The organism is Polynucleobacter tropicus, assembly GCF_013307225.1.
Lineage (GTDB): Bacteria > Pseudomonadota > Gammaproteobacteria > Burkholderiales > Burkholderiaceae > Polynucleobacter > Polynucleobacter tropicus.
The window spans coordinates 22,868-41,898 of record NZ_CP028942.1; the positions used below are offsets into that span (position 1 = coordinate 22,868).

The following is a 19,031-nucleotide window of genomic DNA, read 5'->3' on the forward strand; positions in this document are numbered from 1 at the left end:
TATGTCAACCATACGCGTCGATGTAGTAAGTGCTGAGCAATCTATTTTCAGCGGTGAAGCGAAGTTTGTAGCGCTTCCTGGTGAGAGTGGTGAGCTCGGTATTTTGCGCGGCCACACTCCGCTGATGACACGCATTCGTCCAGGCTCAGTTCGTATTGAAAAAGCTGATGGCGATGAAGAGTTTGTGTTTGTAGCAGGTGGCTATTTAGAAGTCCAACCTGATCATGTAACTGTGTTGGCAGATACCGCTATTCGCGGCCACGATCTGGACGAAGCAAAAGCATTGGAAGCTAAGAAACGCGCTGAAGAAGCCATGCAAAATCGCGGTACAGAATTCGATATGGCATTAGCTCAATCTGAATTCGCAATGGCTGCTGCACAGTTGGCGGCAATTGCGCGTTTCCGTCGTAAAAAATAAAAACCGGTTATTCCTTGCTGTTAAACGATCGTTTTTTAAAGGCTTGCCTGGGCGAGGCGGTAGATCAAACACCGCTTTGGCTCATGCGCCAAGCTGGCCGATACCTTCCTGAGTACAATGCAACGCGCGCAAGAGCCGGAAGCTTTCTGGGGCTCGCAAAAAATCCCGCGTATGCTACTGAAGTAACGCTCCAGCCTTTGGATCGCTATCCATTAGATGCGGCTATTTTGTTCTCTGATATTTTGACCATTCCCGACGCTATGGGTTTGGGCTTGAAATTTACAGCTGGTGAAGGTCCAAGCTTCGATCACCCACTTCGTGATGAAGCGGCTGTTAAAAAGCTCAGGGTGGCCGATATGAACGAGCTCAAGTATGTATTTGATGCGGTATCGGAAATACGTCGAGCATTGGTTCAGGATGGCAAACAACGCGTTCCCTTGATTGGCTTTTCAGGAAGCCCTTGGACATTAGCCTGCTACATGATTGATGGTTCTAGCTCGGATGATTTCCGTCATGCTAAAACAATGATGTTTAGCCGCCCTGATTTACTGCAGCATATCTTGGATATCAATGCGCAATCAGTGGCTAATTATTTGACTGAGCAAGTGAAAGCAGGCGCACAAGCACTAATGATTTTTGATACCTGGGGCGGTATGCTGCCAGATAGCTGGTATCAAAAAATGTCTTTGGCGTCGATGCAAAAAGTGATTGCCGCATTACCAAGAGAGTACGATGGTAGAAAAATTCCAGTCATTATGTTTACTAAAGGCGGTGCCATTTGGCTAAACGATATGGCGCAGGCTGGAGCGGATGTGATCGCATTAGATTGGACCATCTCGCTTAGTCGAGCGCGTAAACAGTTACTCGCCTTAAATAAGCCATTAGCTTTGCAGGGCAATTTAGATCCACTAATCTTGTTCTCCGAGCCAGAGCAAATCGCTAAACAAGCTAGCGCAATTTTGGATGATTTGGCTGGCGCTCCAGCGCTGAAGTCTGGCCTACATTCTTTGGATGGCCACGTATTTAATCTGGGTCATGGAATTTCCCAATTCACGCCGCCAGAGAGCGTGTCTGTTTTGGCAGAAACTGTCATTCAACACTCTAGGGCTTTAAGAACAAAGCAACAATCCTGAGTAATTGCTAACTTTCTTGGGGGGATTTTCATAAAAGTTATGCACAGCAAGGTCTAAAAATGAAAATTCAGTGAGATTGCGTTAAAAGATAAACAGAAGCTTTCGGAAAGCAATATAACTTACTGATTATTAAGCAAAATTTGCTAATTTAATGAAAAAGGAAGTCGTCAGGCTTTGCTGGTAAATTAGCTTATAAATCAAAGTTTTTGGATGATATCCACAGACTTATCCACAAGCAAAATAGAAAAAAACGAAGTACCTCATGCCCTCCCCGATTGTGGTCCAAGTAGTTGTAGATAAGCCTCTTGCTCAAGGGTTTGATTACTTATGGGACAAAGCAGGCCTAGGGCTAGATCCACAAATTGGACATGTAGTGGAAGTACCATTTGGCAGGTCATCTTTGGTCGGAGTGGTAATAAAAGTAAGCACTCACTCTGACTATGAAATAGATAAATTAAAGGCGGTTACCCAGGTAGCGCCATTGCCGCCAATGGATCCATCAGCCCTGCGGCTTATGAATTTTGCAAGCCAGTACTACATCCATGGACTTGGGGAAACCATCATCCCGACAATACCGCAAATGTGGAAAAAGCCCGCCTCTTGGGAAAAGCTATCGAATTCATTTTTGGACGATGAGAATAAAAAGCCAAAGAAAAAAGAGTCCGAGAAAAAGTCTGCTGAAGGATACGTACCAGAGTCTGAGTTAAATGAAGCTCAGCAATTTGCCTTGAAGCAGATGAAAGATTCTTGTGATCAAGAAAAATTTCATGCCGCATTGCTCCAGGGTCAAACGGGCAGCGGTAAGACGGCGGTATTTTTGCATTGGTTGAGCACACTTCTTGACGACACCAAAGCGCAAGCATTGATACTGGTGCCGGAGATTAATTTAACGCCGCAATTAGAGCGGCGTGTGCGTGCATATTTTCCAGAAAAGAAAATGGCAGTGTTGCATAGCGGCGTTACTGAAAAGAAGCGTGGCACTGCTTGGTATGAGGCGATTACTGGTGAGGCGCAAATTATTTTGGGCACCAGGCTGGCCGCATTGACGCCCTTGCCCAACTTGCGCGCCATTGTGGTGGATGAAGAGCATGACCCATCCTATAAACAGCAAGATGGCATACGTTACTCCGCAAGAGATCTCGCTATATGGCGTGCTCATGATATAAAGATTCCTATAGTGCTGTCGTCTGCCACGCCCTCTTTGGAGACTTGGATGGCAGCTAAGGCGGGACGTTATCAGCACCTACGGCTTGATCAACGGGCACAAGGCGCTGCATTGCCAAATGTGCATTTGCTCAACTTGCGGGATCCGCAAAATCAACTTAGTCCGGGCGACAAAGTTAAGCCAGGGTTACATATCTCCTTAAGCAAGCCCGTGGTTGCAGCTATACAAAAAAATTTAAATGAAAGTAAGCAAAGCCTCGTTTTAATTAATCGCAGAGGTTATGCGCCAGTACTTAGTTGCAGCGCATGTCCATGGCTATCTAAGTGCCATCAATGCAGCTCTTATATGGTGATGCATAAAGCAGGTGCTTTGGGTGGAAAACCAGTTTTAAGTTGCCATCATTGCGGTTTAGTAAAAGGTATCCCTAGTCACTGCCCTGATTGCGGCAACGCCGATCTAAAAGCGCTGGGGCAAGGCACTCAAAAACTAGAAGATGCGATTGAAGAATGGTGGCCTGATGCGCGAGTGTTGCGAGTGGATACAGACTCTAGTCGCAAAAGCAAAGGTGCTGAAGAATTATTTCAAGAAATACACGAGGGTAATGTCGACATTGTGGTTGGCACCCAAATGATTGCTAAAGGACATGACTACCAACATGTTGGCTTAGTGGCTGTCTTAGATTCTGATGGTCGATTGTTCTCGCAAGATTTTCGGGCGGCAGAGAGATTGTTTGCGCAACTTGTTCAGGTGGCAGGTCGTGCAGGAAGAGCAAATAAAAATGGCGAGCGTAGTGGCGACATTTATATCGAAACTCAGTTTCCAGAGTCAGCGGTATATCAGTACTTATTGAGACACGACGTCGATGGATTTTTAGCCCATTTAGCTGGAGAAAGAGAAGAGGCAAAATTACCACCCTTCTGTTATCAGGCTTTGGTTCATGCAGAAGCCAAGAGCCTTGATAAGGCAACACGCTTTTTAAGTAAGCTTAAGGAGCGATTGCAGAATCAGGGCCTCATTGGCTCTGGTTTAAAGGCTTATGACCCAGTACCTAGAAGCATGATGCGGGTAGCTGGCATAGAGCGCGCTCAACTACTGATTGAATCTGCGGATCGTAAGCGATTGCAAACAGTTTTAGAGGCTATTGATAGTGATTTGCGATCCCAGTCTCAGGGTCGCATTAGCAAGGAAGATCGTATTCGGTGGCTAATTGAGCGCGATCCGGTATCTATTTAGGCTAAGCCTAAGCTCCAGCAGAAGAGTTGTATTGATCCAGACCCATTAGCTGGTTTAAGTCTGAAGACAAAGCGGCCTCAGAGTCCGGTTTAATTTTGAATAACCAAATGGCGTAGGGATTTTGGTTTACCAATTCTGGGCTGGCATCTACGGCTTCATTCAGGGCAACAATTTCACCGCTAACTGGCGCATGAATGTCGCTCGCTGCTTTTACAGATTCAATAACAGCAATTGCCTCGCCTTGCTTAACTTGTTGGCCAAGCTTGGGCGCCTGAAAAAACATCACATCACCTAAGACCTCTTGAGCATGGTTGCTAATCCCAACCCATACCAAGCCATCATCCTCCAGATCAGCCCACTCATGAGTTTGAGCAAATTTAAAAGTATTTTCGGTATTCATTGTTATATCCTTTGGACTCATTTTATTCGTAGTCCCATAAACTATGGGCTAACAAGTTATTCATTTATCTGCTTTTTATATATGCCAATTAAATTAGGAATAGTTCCCGTTACCCCTTTTGAGCAAAATTGCTCGATTTTGGTTTGTCAGGAAACGGGCGATGCTGCTGTAGTAGATCCCGGGGGCGATATTGAAAAGATTCTGGATGGTGTAAAACAAATGGGTGCTACGGTAAAAAAGATTTTGCTGACCCATGGCCATTTAGATCACTGCGCAGCCGCCAAAGACTTATCGGATCAGCTTGGGGTGCCTATCGAGGGGCCGCAAGAAGATGAGCGTTTTTGGATTGATCAACTGCCAGAACAAACTGTTCGTTTTGGTTTCGGGCATGCCAAAGTGTTTGAACCCAATCGTTGGCTTAATGATGGCGACCATGTTCAAGTTGGCAATGTAGATCTTAAGGTGTTTCATTGTCCTGGGCACACACCAGGACATGTGATTTTTTATGACAAAGAAGATCGCCTAGCAATTGTTGGTGATGTGTTGTTCGCAGGCTCTATTGGTAGAACAGATTTTCCGCGAGGCAACCATGCCGATTTAATTCATGCGATCAAAACAAAATTGTGGCCCTTGGGTGACGATGTGCAATTTGTGCCAGGGCATGGACCAATGTCGACATTTGGCAACGAGCGCAAAACAAATCCATACGTGGGAGATAAGGCTTAGCAATCGTGATGATTGCATGTACCGCTGGGGCTAATTAGGTTTTTGCTGAGCCAGTGCGGTGCGTGCGGTTGTATAGGCAGCTAGCGCAAATCCAACGCTGCTTGCGATTGCTAGTAGGAATCCAAGTCCCACCTTCAAGACGTTTTTCGCGACTGCAAGAAGAGCAAAATTTCAGGCTCTGGGAAGAATCTTGTGCGGCGGCTGGAGTCGATGTAGTCATGGGCAATCCGGGTGGCAAATCTTTATACGAAGAGCTATTTTACCCGTTTTGTCCCGCTGGTACTGGGGATAAAACCACTCGAACGGAGTCCGCCGTCTTGTTCCCATCAAAATCTAACCAAGCCTTGTTTTGGAAGTCGTAAAGCTTGCACTTGCGAGCAGTATCGAAATACCATGCCCAAGAGAACTTTTGAATAAAAATGCGCTCTGGAAGAATGGTTTCAAGGGTTTTTTGGGCCTCTGGGAGGCGATAAAGAGGCACGCTCATATCAACGTGATGGGCAGTGTGCTCCATGATGTGGTGCATCAAAGAGCCCCAAATCCAGTTAAAAGTCAGGTGTACGGTTGTTGAAACAAAAGGCTGTGCACGCAACCATTCCGATTTTTTGTCATACCAAGATACTGATGGATGAGTATGGTGAACATAGACCACAAAACCAATCATGCCGTTCCAAAACAAAAATGGCAGAGCGAAGCCAGTAAGCAGGCCAATCCAAATTGATTGGTTGGTAGCGATCGCGCCAGCAATGAGGCAGCCAATCCAAACAATTGCAAACGCAGTCACGAGCAAATTATCTTTTAAGAAAATAGGACGATCACCGGGTTTATTTTTTGCATTTGGGAAGTACTCACGTCTCCACCAAATTTCGATTAGGTAATAAAAAACAGGACCCCAGCCACTACGGTAAAGGCGCTCTAGAGCCTTACGCCATGTGGATAAGGCGTCATATTCTTCTTTTGATAGCGGAGCCCAAACAAAGTCAAAGCCCTTTAAATTGGTTTGTCCGTGATGCACAACATTGTGACCAACATCCCACAAGCTATAAGGTGTGAGTGAAGGCAAAAACGCAATACGTCCAAGCACTTTGTTGAGTTCGCGATTTGGGGTGAAGCTTTGATGACATGCATCATGACCCAAAATAAAAATGCGGCCAGTTACAAAACCAGCGATTAATCCAAAGACAACTTTTAGCAAGACGTTTTCAACAAAAATAGTGCCAGCAATACAGCCGAGCCATAAAAACGAATCAATTAATAGCAACATAATCGCGCGGGCTGTTTCACCTTGGGCCATTGGGATAAGCCAACTCCGAATAATTTTGCGGTGCGGCAATGGTGCCTCAGGGGGCAACGGGTTAGTCAGGGATGGCTCAGAAAGGGCTGAATTTAGATGTGTAGACACGATAAGAATCAATAAGTTAGGCGGTAATTTTAGCGGTTTTCATGATTTTACGCATGATATAAGTCAAAAACCCCTTGTGTTTTGGCGCGCCCGGCAGGAATCGAACCTGCGACCCTTGGCTTCGGAGGCCAATACTCTATCCACTGAGCTACGGGCGCCCATAAAAACTGGATACCCCGTTATTGTAAGTGCCTATACCCCTACTCTCTAGTTATAATCACCGCAAAACAACCCTAAACCCGTCAAACGATAAATTCTTATGAGCAACGAGCACGGAAATCTGATTAAGTCCCCAAAACAACTCATCATCATGGTGTTTGCAAGCTTTTTTGTGCCCTTGATCATTATTTTGTTGTTAATGGTGTTCGTTAATAATGGCAAGCGCGGTGAATCCACAGCGACGACTGAGCAATTGATTAAGCCAGTAGCTCAGTTGAATTTCAAAGACGCTAGTGGCCCTAAAGAATTACAAACGGGCGAACAAGTTTACAAAGCAGTTTGTTCTTCATGCCATGCAACTGGTGCTGCTGGTGCTCCAAAAGTTGGTGATGCTGGAGCCTGGGCACCGCGTATTGCAAAGGGCTATGACTCTTTGATGACTTCTGTTCTTAAAGGTAAAGGCGCAATGCCAGCACGCGGTGGATCAAGTCCTGCCGATGTTAGCGATTATGAATTGGGTCGCGCAGTTGTTTATATGGCTAATGCGTCCGGTGGAAAATTGCCAGAGCCTAAGGCGCCTGCAGCGAAGTAATTCACGAACTAATTTTTTAGATTCTGTATGTTTAGAAGCTGGCTATATGCCAGCTTTTATTTTTCTTGCTCATCTACTTTTACATCTAGAGCAACTTGATAGGCCTCTTTTTTGTTAATACCTAAGGTTTGCGAAAGCACTGTAGCAATTTCTTTGCTGCCCAGATATGGAGTTAATGCCCGTGCCCAGCGATTGAGAGAATCCATGTCTGGAGCCTCATCAGTATTGCCTTTGCGGCCCGCAACGAGAATGACAAACTCACCTTTTAGATGCTCGGCATCCTCAAGCCATTCTGGAAGTTCTTGCGCTTGAATCGAAACAAGTTGCTCAAATTTTTTTGTGAGTTCGCGGCAGATTAGGAGGGGCCGATCTTTTTCCAAGGAGTTTGCAAGCAAAAGTAGCGTCTCTCGAATATGGTGCGGCGATTCAAAAAAAATGCTCACTTTTTTGCTGTTGATGATGTCTTGCAGACAGCCTTCTCGATCTTTGGTCTTATGTGGCCAAAAACCTAAGAATTGAAAGCGCCCTTCTGAATTCAGCATGACGGAGCCCGATGCTGATATTGCGCAAGATACTGAACTTACGCCGGGGACCGGAATAACGCGATAACCAGCATTCTGAACTTGCTCAACTAAGCGTGCGCCCGGATCCGAAATTCCTGGAGTGCCCGCATCAGAAATATAGGCCCAGCGTTCTTGATTCGAAAGATGTTGAATGACTGTTTGTGCGCCGCTGAGCTCATTGTGGTCATGAAGCGCAATACACTTTTTATGAATACCAAACTGCCGCAATAGAGCCGCGCTATGCCTCGTATCTTCGCAAGCGATCCCATCAACGGAATTGAGAATATGTAGGGCGCGTAACGTGATATCACCCATGTTTCCTATGGGTGTTGCAACCATGTACAAAGCCCCAGATGGCAAATCTTGTTGTTTTAAAAAATCGAATGAGGCAAATTCCATGGGTTTATTGTCTGCTGAAGATGAATCAATAATAAGAGAATACGTTGGTTTTCGGTTAAGCTGATGTCATCTCAATTAAGCGTTACCTTGGCGCATAATATTGCTATGAACAAAGATACGATTGAACGTTTGCGTCAGCGCGCATCCCAGCATTTTTTAGATAGCATTGCTGTAAAGCAAGAGGCGGAAAAAACACTTCCAGATGCAGTCGCTCAAGGAGTGCTAGCTATGGTGCAGTGTTTACAGTCGGGCTGCAAAGTGATGGCTTGTGGCAACGGCGGGTCAGCTGCTGATGCTCAGCATTTCGCAGCAGAGCTGATTGGTCGATTTGAGCGTGAAAGACAAGAGTTAGCAGCTATTGCTTTAACTACTGATAGCTCCATTCTGACTGCGGTTGGCAATGACTACAGTTACGACGAAGTATTTAGCAAACAAGTTCGAGGCCTTGGTAAAAAAGGCGATGTTTTGTTAGCCATTTCTACTTCTGGAAATTCTAAGAATGTGGTTAAAGCAATTGAAGCTGCGAAAAAGATCGGCATCAAAATTATTGCGCTTACCGGAAACGGTGGTGGAAAGATTGCAACTCTTTTAGATAAAGACGATATTCATTTATGCGCCCCTTCAACGCGTACTGCGCGTATTCAGGAGACTCATCTGGTCTTGCTGCATGGCTTATGTGATGGCGTTGATCACGTGCTCTTGGATTAATTTTTTATATCAACACAAAGTATATTTATGCAAGTCCAATTTATTAATAAATCTTTGATTGCAGTTTTACTTGCCACACAATTATCAGCATGTGGAATTTTGGCAGTTGGTGGGGTTGTGGCGGGAGCTAGTGTCATGGCGGATCGTCGTACACCAGGCGTGCAAGCAATTGACAACGGAATTGAGATGCAAGCAAATGCGGCGCTGTCAAAAAAATTTGGAGATAACGCGCACATTAACGTGACTTCTTTTAACCAGAAGGTGTTGCTAACTGGAGAGGCGAAAGATGCAGACATCAAGGGCGAAGCCGATGCTTATGTAAAGGCAATGAAGAATGCTCGCACGGTGTTTAACGAAATTGTTATTGGCCCCAACAGCACATACACTGCGCGCGCCAACGATTCTTATCTCGAATCAAAAATTAAAACGCAAATGATCTTTACAGATAAACTGCCATCAAACTCTATGTCTATAGTGGCAGAGGGAACAAGCATATATCTCATGGGGATCTTGACTCAAAACGAAGCAGATCTTGCGAAAAAAGTAGCGAGCAATACCAATGGTGTGAAAGATGTTTATGTTTACTTTGACATCATTTCTGATACAGAAAAAAATCGCTTAGAGAAACAAGGCAAGGCTGATGAATCACAACCAAACAGTCCGCCAAAGTTCCAATAAATTTTTAGAAGTGCTGTGATGTTGCGAAAGTGTGCGCCAGTTAAAATAGTTTTTATTTTTACGGCGCTTTTTTTCTTTGCAACAAAAGCATATAGCATTAGTGATGATCAAAAAGCATTTGCGCTTGCAAAACAAAATGCTTGCTTAGGCTGCCATGCGGTTGATAAAAAAATTGTTGGCCCAAGTTTTCAATCTGTTGCGCAAAAATATAAACACGATCAAAACGCGCCAACATTTTTAAAAAACAAAATTACTAAAGGTGGCTCAGGCTCATGGGGCGTAGTGCCCATGCCTGCAAATGCAAAATTAAGTGATGCTGATTTGTCTTTGTTAGTGAGTTGGATTTTGCGTGGCGCACCAAACTAAATCTCGTGTTATCTATTAACGCGCGTGTTTTGGTTTTCCTAAAAACCACCACCATGCTTGATTAGCAAGTTTTAAATTTTCTTTTAACGCGTAATCAAAATCTGCCCACTGTTCATTCGCAACTTCTTCAACAATCGTGCCAGGATTAGCTGGTGGCAGCGTGAGATAAGCATCGGCATCGCCGTATGCATACTCAACTTTCATGCCAGCCTTTTGAGCTAAACGCATCATGGCTTTATTGTTTGTAAGGCAGTGAACGTACAGCGTTTGAATATTGCTATTGCGTGAGTGCACCGCAGAGCGATTGAGTAATGCGGTGCCAAGCCCTTGCGCTCTACCCTCTGGTAGTACAGAAACTCCAAATTCAGCGGCACGCGCTTGGCCTTTAATCTCTGGGAGATAGGCTAAATGCGCCATACCAATCAGTTCTAGGTTAGCGTTGAATACGCCAAAAACCGCATCTTGGTTGAAATCTAGATGCTCAACGTAGTGATGAATGACTTCATCAGGGGTCTGCGTACCAAAACGCATACGACGGTCTTCATCACCAAGCTTGAGTAGATGGCTGAGAATTGCATCCCTGTGACCTCCATGCAATTCGCGTACAGGAACAACCTGCCCCACCAAGAAAGGGCTGGAAGGTGAGTGATTGTTCGCTATTTTATTGTGCATAGCAACATTTTAGCACTAATCAAGGAAAATTCCAGGGTTTTCCCTTAGCGTGTGGCTTATGCGCAAATAAGGTTTTTGAGACCTCACCCATTCGTCCGAGATCTCAAAAACAGACCAAAAATGCAGAAAATCTCGAAAAAGATTGAAATTCTTTTCGTGTTTTATCTATATGATTTCATTATGGTTTTTTAAAAAGTCAGAAAAATCTTCGCTTTTTTTAGGAAAAAGAGTTCAAAAGGTGTTGACAACCCTATTCGGGTATGTCATAGTCTCGCTTCTTCGCTGAATGTTTTTCAAAAAACGATTCAGCCCTCTTTAAAAATTAGTCAACCGATAATTGTGGGTACTAAGTGAAAGCATCCAGTCCTTCGGGACAGATGTAAATAAATAGTACTCATAGACAGTAAAGATTTGGTTTTTTACCAAGTCGATTTCTTGAATGAGTGCGACGATCCGCAAGGATCACAGGAATTGAACTGAAGAGTTTGATCCTGGCTCAGATTGAACGCTGGCGGCATGCCTTACACATGCAAGTCGAACGGCAGCACGGGTGCTTGCACCTGGTGGCGAGTGGCGAACGGGTGAGTAATACATCGGAACGTACCTTATCGTGGGGGATAACGCAGCGAAAGCTGTGCTAATACCGCATACGCCCTGAGGGGGAAAGCGGGGGATCGAAAGACCTCGCGCGATTAGAGCGGCCGATGCCTGATTAGCTTGTTGGTGGGGTAAAAGCCCACCAAGGCAACGATCAGTAGCTGGTCTGAGAGGACGATCAGCCACACTGGGACTGAGACACGGCCCAGACTCCTACGGGAGGCAGCAGTGGGGAATTTTGGACAATGGGGGCAACCCTGATCCAGCAATGCCGCGTGAGTGAAGAAGGCCTTCGGGTTGTAAAGCTCTTTTGTCAGGGAAGAAACACCGGCTCTAACACAGTCCGGGAATGACGGTACCTGAAGAATAAGCACCGGCTAACTACGTGCCAGCAGCCGCGGTAATACGTAGGGTGCGAGCGTTAATCGGAATTACTGGGCGTAAAGCGTGCGCAGGCGGTTATACAAGACAGGCGTGAAATCCCCGGGCTTAACCTGGGAATGGCGCCTGTGACTGTATAGCTAGAGTGTGTCAGAGGGGGGTAGAATTCCACGTGTAGCAGTGAAATGCGTAGATATGTGGAGGAATACCAATGGCGAAGGCAGCCCCCTGGGATAACACTGACGCTCATGCACGAAAGCGTGGGGAGCAAACAGGATTAGATACCCTGGTAGTCCACGCCCTAAACGATGCTGACTAGTTGTTCGGGATTTACATCCTGAGTAACGTAGCTAACGCGTGAAGTCAGCCGCCTGGGGAGTACGGTCGCAAGATTAAAACTCAAAGGAATTGACGGGGACCCGCACAAGCGGTGGATGATGTGGATTAATTCGATGCAACGCGAAAAACCTTACCTACCCTTGACATGTCACTAACGAAGTAGAGATACATTAGGTGCTCGTAAGAGAAAGTGAACACAGGTGCTGCATGGCTGTCGTCAGCTCGTGTCGTGAGATGTTGGGTTAAGTCCCGCAACGAGCGCAACCCTTGTCTTTAGTTGCTACGCAAGAGCACTCTAAAGAGACTGCCGGTGACAAACCGGAGGAAGGTGGGGATGACGTCAAGTCCTCATGGCCCTTATGGGTAGGGCTTCACACGTCATACAATGGTGCATACAGAGGGTTGCCAACCCGCGAGGGGGAGCTAATCTCAGAAAATGCATCGTAGTCCGGATCGTAGTCTGCAACTCGACTACGTGAAGCTGGAATCGCTAGTAATCGCGGATCAGAATGTCGCGGTGAATACGTTCCCGGGTCTTGTACACACCGCCCGTCATACCATGGGAGTGGGTTTTGCCAGAAGCCGTTAGCCTAACCGCAAGGAGGGCGACTGCCACGGCAGGGTTCATGACTGGGGTAAAGTCGTAACAAGGTAGCCGTATCGGAAGGTGCGGCTGGATCACCTCCTTTCTAGAGAAAAGATGCTGGAGCTATAGTGCCCACACTTATCGGTTGACAATAATAGCCACGGGTCTGTAGCTCAGCTGGTTAGAGCACTGTGTTGATAACGCAGGGGTCGTAGGTTCAAGTCCTACCAGACCCACCAATCAGTAGTGATATGGTCTTAGTGGACGTTGGGGGATTAGCTCAGCTGGGAGAGCACCTGCTTTGCAAGCAGGGGGTCGTCGGTTCGATCCCGTCATCCTCCACCAACTCTTAAATGTCAAAACTAAGCGATTAATAAATTGTTTAGTTTTGCCATTTATGGCTGTTCTTTAAAAATTTGAGTAAGCAAAGTGTCAAACGTATCTTTGAGAGTGCGTTTGACAATGTAATAAGGGTAAAGATTGAATCATCAATCAGTAATATCAAACGAGTTTTACAAAGTTCTTAACAAGTACTTACAGTTTGGATTACGGCAAACATGTCAGAAGTAGAAGTAAAACCTGTAACAGGTGCTAGCAATGGTGCTCGTTATAGGATCAAGTGAATAAGTGCACATGATGGATGCCTTGGCGATTACAGGCGACGAAAGACGTTATAACCTGCGATAAGCCCCGGGGAGCTGGTAAATAAGCTTTGATCCGGGGATTTCTGAATGGGGAAACCCACCACTTTTGTGGTATCCATACCTGAATACATAGGGTATGAGAAGCGAACCTCGTGAACTGAAACATCTAAGTAGCGAGAGGAAAAGACATCAACCGAGATTCCCAAAGTAGTGGCGAGCGAAATGGGAAGAGCCTTCTAGTGATAGCTCAGTAATTAACAGAATGGAATGGAAAGTCCAACAATAAAGGGTGATAGTCCCGTATGTGAAAATTATTGAGTGGTACTAGGCTAGAGACAAGTAGGGCGGGACACGTGAAATCCTGTCTGAATATGGGGGGACCATCCTCCAAGGCTAAATACTCGTAATCGACCGATAGTGAACAAGTACCGTGAGGGAAAGGCGAAAAGAACCCCGGGAGGGGAGTGAAATAGATCCTGAAATTGTGTGCATACAAACAGTAGGAGCCTCGTAAGGGGTGACTGCGTACCTTTTGTATAATGGGTCAGCGACTTACATTCAGTAGCAAGCTTAACCGAATAGGGAAGGCGTAGCGAAAGCGAGTCCGAATAGGGCGCTAGTTGCTGGGTGTAGACCCGAAACCAGTTGATCTATCCATGGCCAGGTTGAAGGTGCGGTAACACGTACTGGAGGACCGAACCCACTAACGTTGAAAAGTTAGGGGATGAGCTGTGGATAGGGGTGAAAGGCTAAACAAAACTGGAAATAGCTGGTTCTCTCCGAAAACTATTTAGGTAGTGCCTCGTGTATCACCGTAGGGGGTAGAGCACTGTCATGGTAGTGGGGTCCATTGCGGATTACTGCGCCATAGCAAACTCCGAATACCTACGAGTGCGAGCACGGGAGACAGACATCGGGTGCTAACGTCCGGTGTCAAGAGGGAAACAACCCAGACCGCCAGCTAAGGTCCCTAATATATGCTAAGTGGGAAACGAAGTGGGAAGGCTAAAACAGTCAGGAGGTTGGCTTAGAAGCAGCCATCCTTTAAAGAAAGCGTAATAGCTCACTGATCGAGTCGTCCTGCGCGGAAGATGTAACGGGGCTAAGCATATAACCGAAGCTGCGGATCACGTAAGTGATGGTAGGAGAGCGTTCTGTAAGCCTGTGAAGGTGTCTTGTAAAGGATGCTGGAGGTATCAGAAGTGCGAATGCTGACATGAGTAGCGATAAAGGGGGTGAAAAGCCCCCTCGCCGTAAGCCCAAGGTTTCCTGTTCAACGTTCATCGGAACAGGGTGAGTCGGCCCCTAAGGCGAGGCAGAGATGCGTAGCTGATGGGAACAAGGTTAATATTCCTTGACCATTGTTAGATGCGATGGGGGGACGGATCGCGGAAAGTTGTCCGGGTGTTGGATGTCCCGGTTCTTGCGTTGGAGATGGCTATTAGGTAAATCCGGTAGCGTAATTCAAGGGCGTGAGACGAGCGAATTTATTCGCGAAGCAATTGGAAGTGGTTCCAAGAAAAGCCTCTAAGCTTCAGTCTAACAAGACCGTACCGCAAACCGACACAGGTGGGCGAGATGAGTATTCTAAGGCGCTTGAGAGAACTCAGGAGAAGGAACTCGGCAAATTTGTACCGTAACTTCGGGATAAGGTACGCCCTGGTAGTTTGAACCTGAACAAGGGGAGGACGAAAGGGTTGCAATAAAAAGGTGGCTGCGACTGTTTAATAAAAACACAGCACTCTGCAAACACGAAAGTGGACGTATAGGGTGTGACGCCTGCCCGGTGCTGGAAGATTAAATGATGGGGTGCAAGCTCTTGATTGAAGTCCCAGTAAACGGCGGCCGTAACTATAACGGTCCTAAGGTAGCGAAATTCCTTGTCGGGTAAGTTCCGACCTGCACGAATGGCGTAACGATGGCCACACTGTCTCCTCCTGAGACTCAGCGAAGTTGAAATGTTTGTGATGATGCAATCTACCCGTGGCTAGACGGAAAGACCCCATGAACCTTTACTGTAGCTTTGCATTGGACTTTGAACCGGTCTGTGTAGGATAGGTGGGAGGCGTTGATATCAGGATGCTAGTTCTGATGGAGCCGTCCTTGAAATACCACCCTGATTTGTTTGAGGTTCTAACCTTGGCCCGTTATCCGGGTCGGGAACAGTGCATGGTAGGCAGTTTGACTGGGGCGGTCTCCTCCCAAAGTGTAACGGAGGAGTACGAAGGTACGCTTGGTACGGTCGGACATCGTACCTAAAGTGCAATGGCAAAAGCGTGCTTAACTGCGAGACCGACAAGTCGAGCAGGTGCGAAAGCAGGTCATAGTGATCCGGTGGTTCTGTATGGAAGGGCCATCGCTCAACGGATAAAAGGTACTCTGGGGATAACAGGCTGATACCGCCCAAGAGTTCATATCGACGGCGGTGTTTGGCACCTCGATGTCGGCTCATCTCATCCTGGGGCTGTAGCCGGTCCCAAGGGTATGGCTGTTCGCCATTTAAAGAGGTACGTGAGCTGGGTTTAAAACGTCGTGAGACAGTTTGGTCCCTATCTGCCATGGGCGTTGGAGATTTGACGGGGGCTGCTCCTAGTACGAGAGGACCGGAGTGGACGTACCGCTGGTGTACCTGTTGTTTCGCCAGAAGCATCGCAGGGTAGCTATGTACGGAAGAGATAACCGCTGAAAGCATCTAAGCGGGAAACTTGCCTGAAGATGAGATCTCCCGTAGGTTTAACCTACATAAAGGGTCGTTGAAGACCACAACGTTGATAGGTCGGGTGTGGAAGCGCAGTAATGCGTTAAGCTAACCGATACTAATTGCCCGTTAGGCTTGATCCTATAACCAGCACTATTGTGTAGGATGTTTGCCAGATTTAATCTGCATCCTTAATACATGCTTACTCAAATAGAGTTGTTGATTTATCAGCAACTCAACCCTCTACGCCCGGTGACCATAGCGAATTGGAACCACTCCTTCCCATCTCGAACAGGACAGTGAAACGATTCTACGCCGATGATAGTGCGGATTACCCGTGTGAAAGTAGGTAACTGCCGGGCACCAAAGCGACGCCCAGACCTATTTAGGTCTGGGCGTTTTTACTTGTGCAAAGCGTTTAGAGAGATTGACAGAAACTCCATTTGGAGTCAGAATATAGGGTTCGCGGAGGGGTGTCCGAGCGGCTAAAGGAGGCAGACTGTAAATCTGTTGGCTACGCCTACGTAGGTTCGAATCCTACCCCCTCCACCAGATGTGCGGGATTAGTTTAATGGTAAAACAGCAGATTTCCAATCTTCGGTCAAGAGTTCGATTCTCTTATCCCGCTCCAGTATTAGTAGCAAAAAGAAAGGCCCATGTGGCTCAGTGGTAGAGCACTCCCTTGGTAAGGGAGAGGTCGGCAGTTCGATCCTGCCCATGGGCACCAGGCTTAGTTTTTATTAATTGTGTATTTCGTGTTTTGGTTTTTAAGAGTTAACTAAAGGCAGACAAAAATGGCAAAAGAAAAGTTCGAGCGGACAAAACCGCACGTAAACGTAGGCACCATCGGTCACGTTGACCACGGTAAAACCACATTGACAGCAGCAATCGCAACTGTGCTCTCAAAGGCATTCGGTGGCGAAGCAAAAGCATACGATCAGATCGATGCTGCTCCAGAAGAAAAAGCACGTGGTATTACGATTAACACAGCACACGTTGAATACGAAACTGCTGGTCGTCACTATGCTCACGTTGACTGCCCAGGACACGCTGACTATGTAAAAAACATGATTACTGGTGCTGCGCAGATGGACGGCGCGATTTTGGTTTGCTCTGCTGCAGACGGCCCAATGCCACAAACTCGTGAGCACATCCTCTTGGCACGTCAGGTTGGCGTTCCATACATCGTTGTGTTCCTCAACAAGTGCGACATGGTTGACGATGCTGAATTGTTAGAGCTCGTTGAAATGGAAGTTCGTGAACTTCTGTCTAAATATGACTTCCCAGGCGATGACACTCCAATCATCCGCGGTTCTGCTAAGTTGGCATTAGAAGGCGACGAAGGCCCATTGGGTAAAGAAGCCATCATGAAATTGGCTGAAGCTTTAGATACATATATCCCAACTCCAGAGCGTGCTGTTGACGGTGCGTTCTTGATGCCAGTAGAAGACGTGTTCTCTATCTCTGGTCGCGGTACTGTGGTAACTGGTCGTATTGAGCGCGGCATCATCAAGGTTGGCGAAGAGATTGAAATCGTTGGTATCAAGCCAACTCTCAAGACCACTTGTACTGGTGTTGAAATGTTCCGTAAATTGCTCGACCAAGGTCAAGCAGGTGACAACGTTGGTATCTTGTTACGCGGCACAAAACGTGAAGAAGTTGAGCGTGGCCAAGTATTGGCTAAGCCAGGTTCTATCACTCCACATACTCACTTTACCGCTGAGGTTTACATTCTTGGTAAAGATGAAGGTGGTCGTCATACTCCATTCTTTAACAACTATCGTCCACAGTTCTACTTCCGTACAACGGACGTAACTGGTTCAATCGAGTTGCCAAAAGACAAAGAGATGGTGATGCCTGGTGACAACGTCACGATCACTGTAAAACTCATCGCGCCAATCGCGATGGAAGAAGGTTTACGTTTTGCGATCCGTGAAGGTGGCCGTACTGTTGGCGCCGGCGTGGTTGCAAAGATTTTGGCTTAAGAAGTTTTTAGAAATAAAGGGGTGTAGCTCAATTGGCAGAGCGTTGGTCTCCAAAACCAAAGGTTGGGGGTTCGATGCCCTCCGCCCCTGCCACGATTTGAACTGAAAGCAATATGTCTCAACACACTGCAAGTCATTCTGAAGAAAAAAGCAGCTGGGTCTCAGGCCTCGCTGCTTTAATCGTTGTTGCCGCGTTAGTGCTTTACTACACGCTCATCGATCAATCTTTATTAGTGCGCTTGGCAGTATTGTTTGGTGGCATTGCCGCTGCAGTAATGATTGTGGCAATTTCTCCTGATGGGCGTCGTTTTATCGCCTATGCAAAAGATTCTTGGTATGAAGTAAAAAAGGTTGTTTGGCCGACTCGTAAAGAGACCACCCAAATGACTCTAGTCGTATTTGGCTTTGTTCTGATCATGTCCTTGTTTTTGTGGATTGCAGACAAATTAATTGAATGGCTAGTTTTTTCAGTCCTTCTAGGCTGGAAGTGAGTAAGCAAAATGACTGATTCAGAAGTAGTCGTAAATTCTCAAGCCGCTGGTAATAAGCGTTGGTATGTAATTCATGCCTATTCCGGCATGGAAAAGAGTGTAAAAAAAGGCCTGGAGGAGCGTATCGCTCGTTCAGGTATGCCTGAGAAATTTGGCCGTATTTTGGTCCCATCAGAAGAAGTAGTTGAGGTGAAGTCGGGCTCTAAGTCTGTTACTGAGCGCCGTTTCTTCCCTGGTTACGTCTTAATTGAGATGGAAATGACCGACGAAAGCTGGCATTTGGTGAAAAACACGCCAAAAGTGACCGGTTTCGTGGGTGGTGTACGTAACCGCCCAAGCCCGATTTCAAATGCAGAAGTCACCAAAATCATGGATCAAATGCAGGCTGGGGTAGATAAACCTAAGCCTAAGACCCTATTTGAGGTGGGTGAGATGGTTCGCGTTAAGGAAGGCCCGTTTACAGACTTTAACGGAAACGTTGAGGAAGTGAACTATGAGAAGTCAAGATTGCGCGTTTCTGTTACAATTTTTGGCCGCGGTACCCCAGTTGAGCTGGAGTTCGGCCAAGTAGAAAAGATGTAAAAACAAGGACTTAGTCCTGTTTTGCAGTGCAGCAAAGTAGTAAAAGTCGTTTTAAGTGGTTATTTAGATTTAGTAATTAACCGAGGAGCGGAGCTAGAAAGCCAAAAACTAGCG

16 protein-coding genes, 7 tRNA genes and 3 rRNA genes are annotated in these 19,031 nt (G+C 46.4%); 20 read left to right on the top strand and 6 right to left on the bottom strand.

The window, feature by feature from the left end; translation table 11 throughout:
- Position 1: 1 nt before the first annotated feature.
- The 3 genes from DCO17_RS00125 to priA all read left to right on the top strand — a co-directional run bounded on the left by DCO17_RS00125 (position 2) and on the right by priA (position 3,949).
- Positions 2-418, top strand: coding sequence for a F0F1 ATP synthase subunit epsilon (locus DCO17_RS00125; RefSeq protein WP_173954831.1), 417 nt, complete (start codon positions 2-4; stop codon positions 416-418).
- 14 nt (positions 419-432) lie between these two features.
- Positions 433-1,551, top strand: a complete 1,119-nt coding sequence (gene hemE / locus DCO17_RS00130) for a uroporphyrinogen decarboxylase (RefSeq protein ID WP_173954832.1) — start codon at positions 433-435, stop codon at positions 1,549-1,551.
- 262 nt (positions 1,552-1,813) lie between these two features.
- Entirely contained in the window at positions 1,814-3,949 is a 2,136-nt protein-coding gene (gene priA / locus DCO17_RS00135) for a replication restart helicase PriA (RefSeq protein ID WP_173954833.1), read from the top strand.
- Between the two features lie 7 nt (positions 3,950-3,956).
- Here the strand turns inward: priA and gcvH are convergent, their stop codons facing one another.
- Entirely contained in the window at positions 3,957-4,349 is a 393-nt protein-coding gene (gcvH, locus tag DCO17_RS00140; RefSeq protein ID WP_173954834.1) for a glycine cleavage system protein GcvH, read from the bottom strand.
- Positions 4,350-4,430: 81 nt separating this feature from the next.
- On the opposite strand from gcvH, the gene DCO17_RS00145 reads away from it, so the two are divergent.
- A complete protein-coding gene (locus DCO17_RS00145; RefSeq protein ID WP_437342806.1) occupies positions 4,431-5,075 on the top strand; it encodes an MBL fold metallo-hydrolase in 645 nt (214 codons plus the stop codon).
- 34 nt (positions 5,076-5,109) lie between these two features.
- On the opposite strand, the gene DCO17_RS00150 is transcribed toward DCO17_RS00145, so the two are convergent.
- The 3 genes from DCO17_RS00150 to DCO17_RS00160 all read right to left on the bottom strand — a co-directional run bounded on the left by DCO17_RS00150 (position 5,110) and on the right by DCO17_RS00160 (position 6,635).
- Positions 5,110-5,295 (bottom strand): hypothetical protein, encoded by a 186-nt coding sequence (locus DCO17_RS00150; RefSeq protein WP_173954835.1) that lies wholly within the window; start codon positions 5,293-5,295, stop codon positions 5,110-5,112.
- A 39-nt stretch (positions 5,296-5,334) separates the two neighbouring features.
- Positions 5,335-6,477 (bottom strand): fatty acid desaturase, encoded by a 1,143-nt coding sequence (locus DCO17_RS00155; protein ID WP_254598775.1) that lies wholly within the window; start codon positions 6,475-6,477, stop codon positions 5,335-5,337.
- A gap of 82 nt (positions 6,478-6,559) precedes the next feature.
- A tRNA-Arg gene (locus DCO17_RS00160) sits at positions 6,560-6,635 on the bottom strand.
- Positions 6,636-6,736: 101 nt separating this feature from the next.
- Here DCO17_RS00160 and DCO17_RS00165 point away from each other — a divergent pair.
- A complete protein-coding gene (locus DCO17_RS00165) occupies positions 6,737-7,228 on the top strand; it encodes a c-type cytochrome (RefSeq protein ID WP_173954836.1) in 492 nt (163 codons plus the stop codon).
- A gap of 56 nt (positions 7,229-7,284) precedes the next feature.
- On the opposite strand, the gene rsmI is transcribed toward DCO17_RS00165, so the two are convergent.
- The gene (rsmI, locus tag DCO17_RS00170; RefSeq protein WP_173954837.1) at positions 7,285-8,190 is read right to left on the bottom strand and encodes a 16S rRNA (cytidine(1402)-2'-O)-methyltransferase; all 906 of its coding nucleotides are present in this window, start codon (positions 8,188-8,190) and stop codon (positions 7,285-7,287) included.
- Positions 8,191-8,295: 105 nt separating this feature from the next.
- On the opposite strand from rsmI, the gene DCO17_RS00175 reads away from it, so the two are divergent.
- The 3 genes from DCO17_RS00175 to DCO17_RS00185 are packed head-to-tail and all read left to right on the top strand — an operon-like array spanning position 8,296 to position 9,942.
- Positions 8,296-8,898, top strand: a complete 603-nt coding sequence (locus DCO17_RS00175) for a phosphoheptose isomerase (protein WP_217425450.1) — start codon at positions 8,296-8,298, stop codon at positions 8,896-8,898.
- A gap of 27 nt (positions 8,899-8,925) precedes the next feature.
- Positions 8,926-9,576, top strand: a complete 651-nt coding sequence (locus tag DCO17_RS00180) for a BON domain-containing protein (RefSeq protein WP_173954838.1) — start codon at positions 8,926-8,928, stop codon at positions 9,574-9,576.
- A gap of 18 nt (positions 9,577-9,594) precedes the next feature.
- On the top strand, positions 9,595-9,942 hold the full coding sequence (locus DCO17_RS00185) for a c-type cytochrome (protein WP_173954839.1): 348 nt from the start codon (positions 9,595-9,597) through the stop codon (positions 9,940-9,942).
- A gap of 15 nt (positions 9,943-9,957) precedes the next feature.
- On the opposite strand, the gene DCO17_RS00190 is transcribed toward DCO17_RS00185, so the two are convergent.
- Positions 9,958-10,614 carry a GNAT family N-acetyltransferase gene (locus DCO17_RS00190; protein ID WP_173954840.1) on the bottom strand — a complete coding sequence of 219 codons (657 nt, stop codon included), beginning with the start codon at positions 10,612-10,614 and terminating at the stop codon, positions 9,958-9,960.
- Between the two features lie 473 nt (positions 10,615-11,087).
- Between DCO17_RS00190 and DCO17_RS00195 the strand changes: the two genes are divergently transcribed.
- The 12 genes from DCO17_RS00195 (at position 11,088) to nusG (ending at position 18,917) form a co-directional block, all read left to right on the top strand.
- Positions 11,088-12,620, top strand: a 16S ribosomal RNA gene (locus tag DCO17_RS00195).
- Positions 12,621-12,679: 59 nt separating this feature from the next.
- A tRNA-Ile gene (locus DCO17_RS00200) sits at positions 12,680-12,756 on the top strand.
- A 30-nt stretch (positions 12,757-12,786) separates the two neighbouring features.
- A tRNA-Ala gene (locus DCO17_RS00205) sits at positions 12,787-12,862 on the top strand.
- A gap of 268 nt (positions 12,863-13,130) precedes the next feature.
- Positions 13,131-16,002: ribosomal RNA gene (locus DCO17_RS00210) — 23S ribosomal RNA — on the top strand.
- 105 nt (positions 16,003-16,107) lie between these two features.
- A 5S ribosomal RNA gene (gene rrf, locus DCO17_RS00215) occupies positions 16,108-16,221 on the top strand.
- Together the 16S, 23S and 5S rRNA genes with 5 tRNA genes alongside form the textbook arrangement of a ribosomal RNA operon.
- A 105-nt stretch (positions 16,222-16,326) precedes the next feature.
- Positions 16,327-16,411, top strand: a tRNA-Tyr gene (locus DCO17_RS00220).
- A gap of 5 nt (positions 16,412-16,416) precedes the next feature.
- Positions 16,417-16,490, top strand: a tRNA-Gly gene (locus tag DCO17_RS00225).
- A gap of 21 nt (positions 16,491-16,511) precedes the next feature.
- Positions 16,512-16,586: transfer RNA gene (locus DCO17_RS00230), tRNA-Thr, on the top strand.
- Positions 16,587-16,653: 67 nt separating this feature from the next.
- Positions 16,654-17,844: an elongation factor Tu gene (gene tuf, locus DCO17_RS00235; protein ID WP_173954841.1), complete on the top strand. Its 1,191-nt coding sequence runs from the start codon at positions 16,654-16,656 to the stop codon at positions 17,842-17,844.
- 17 nt (positions 17,845-17,861) lie between these two features.
- Positions 17,862-17,937, top strand: a tRNA-Trp gene (locus DCO17_RS00240).
- A gap of 20 nt (positions 17,938-17,957) precedes the next feature.
- On the top strand, positions 17,958-18,335 hold the full coding sequence (secE, locus tag DCO17_RS00245; protein ID WP_173954842.1) for a preprotein translocase subunit SecE: 378 nt from the start codon (positions 17,958-17,960) through the stop codon (positions 18,333-18,335).
- A gap of 9 nt (positions 18,336-18,344) precedes the next feature.
- Positions 18,345-18,917, top strand: a complete 573-nt coding sequence (gene nusG / locus DCO17_RS00250) for a transcription termination/antitermination protein NusG (RefSeq protein ID WP_173954843.1) — start codon at positions 18,345-18,347, stop codon at positions 18,915-18,917.
- The last annotated feature ends 114 nt before the right edge of the window (positions 18,918-19,031 follow it).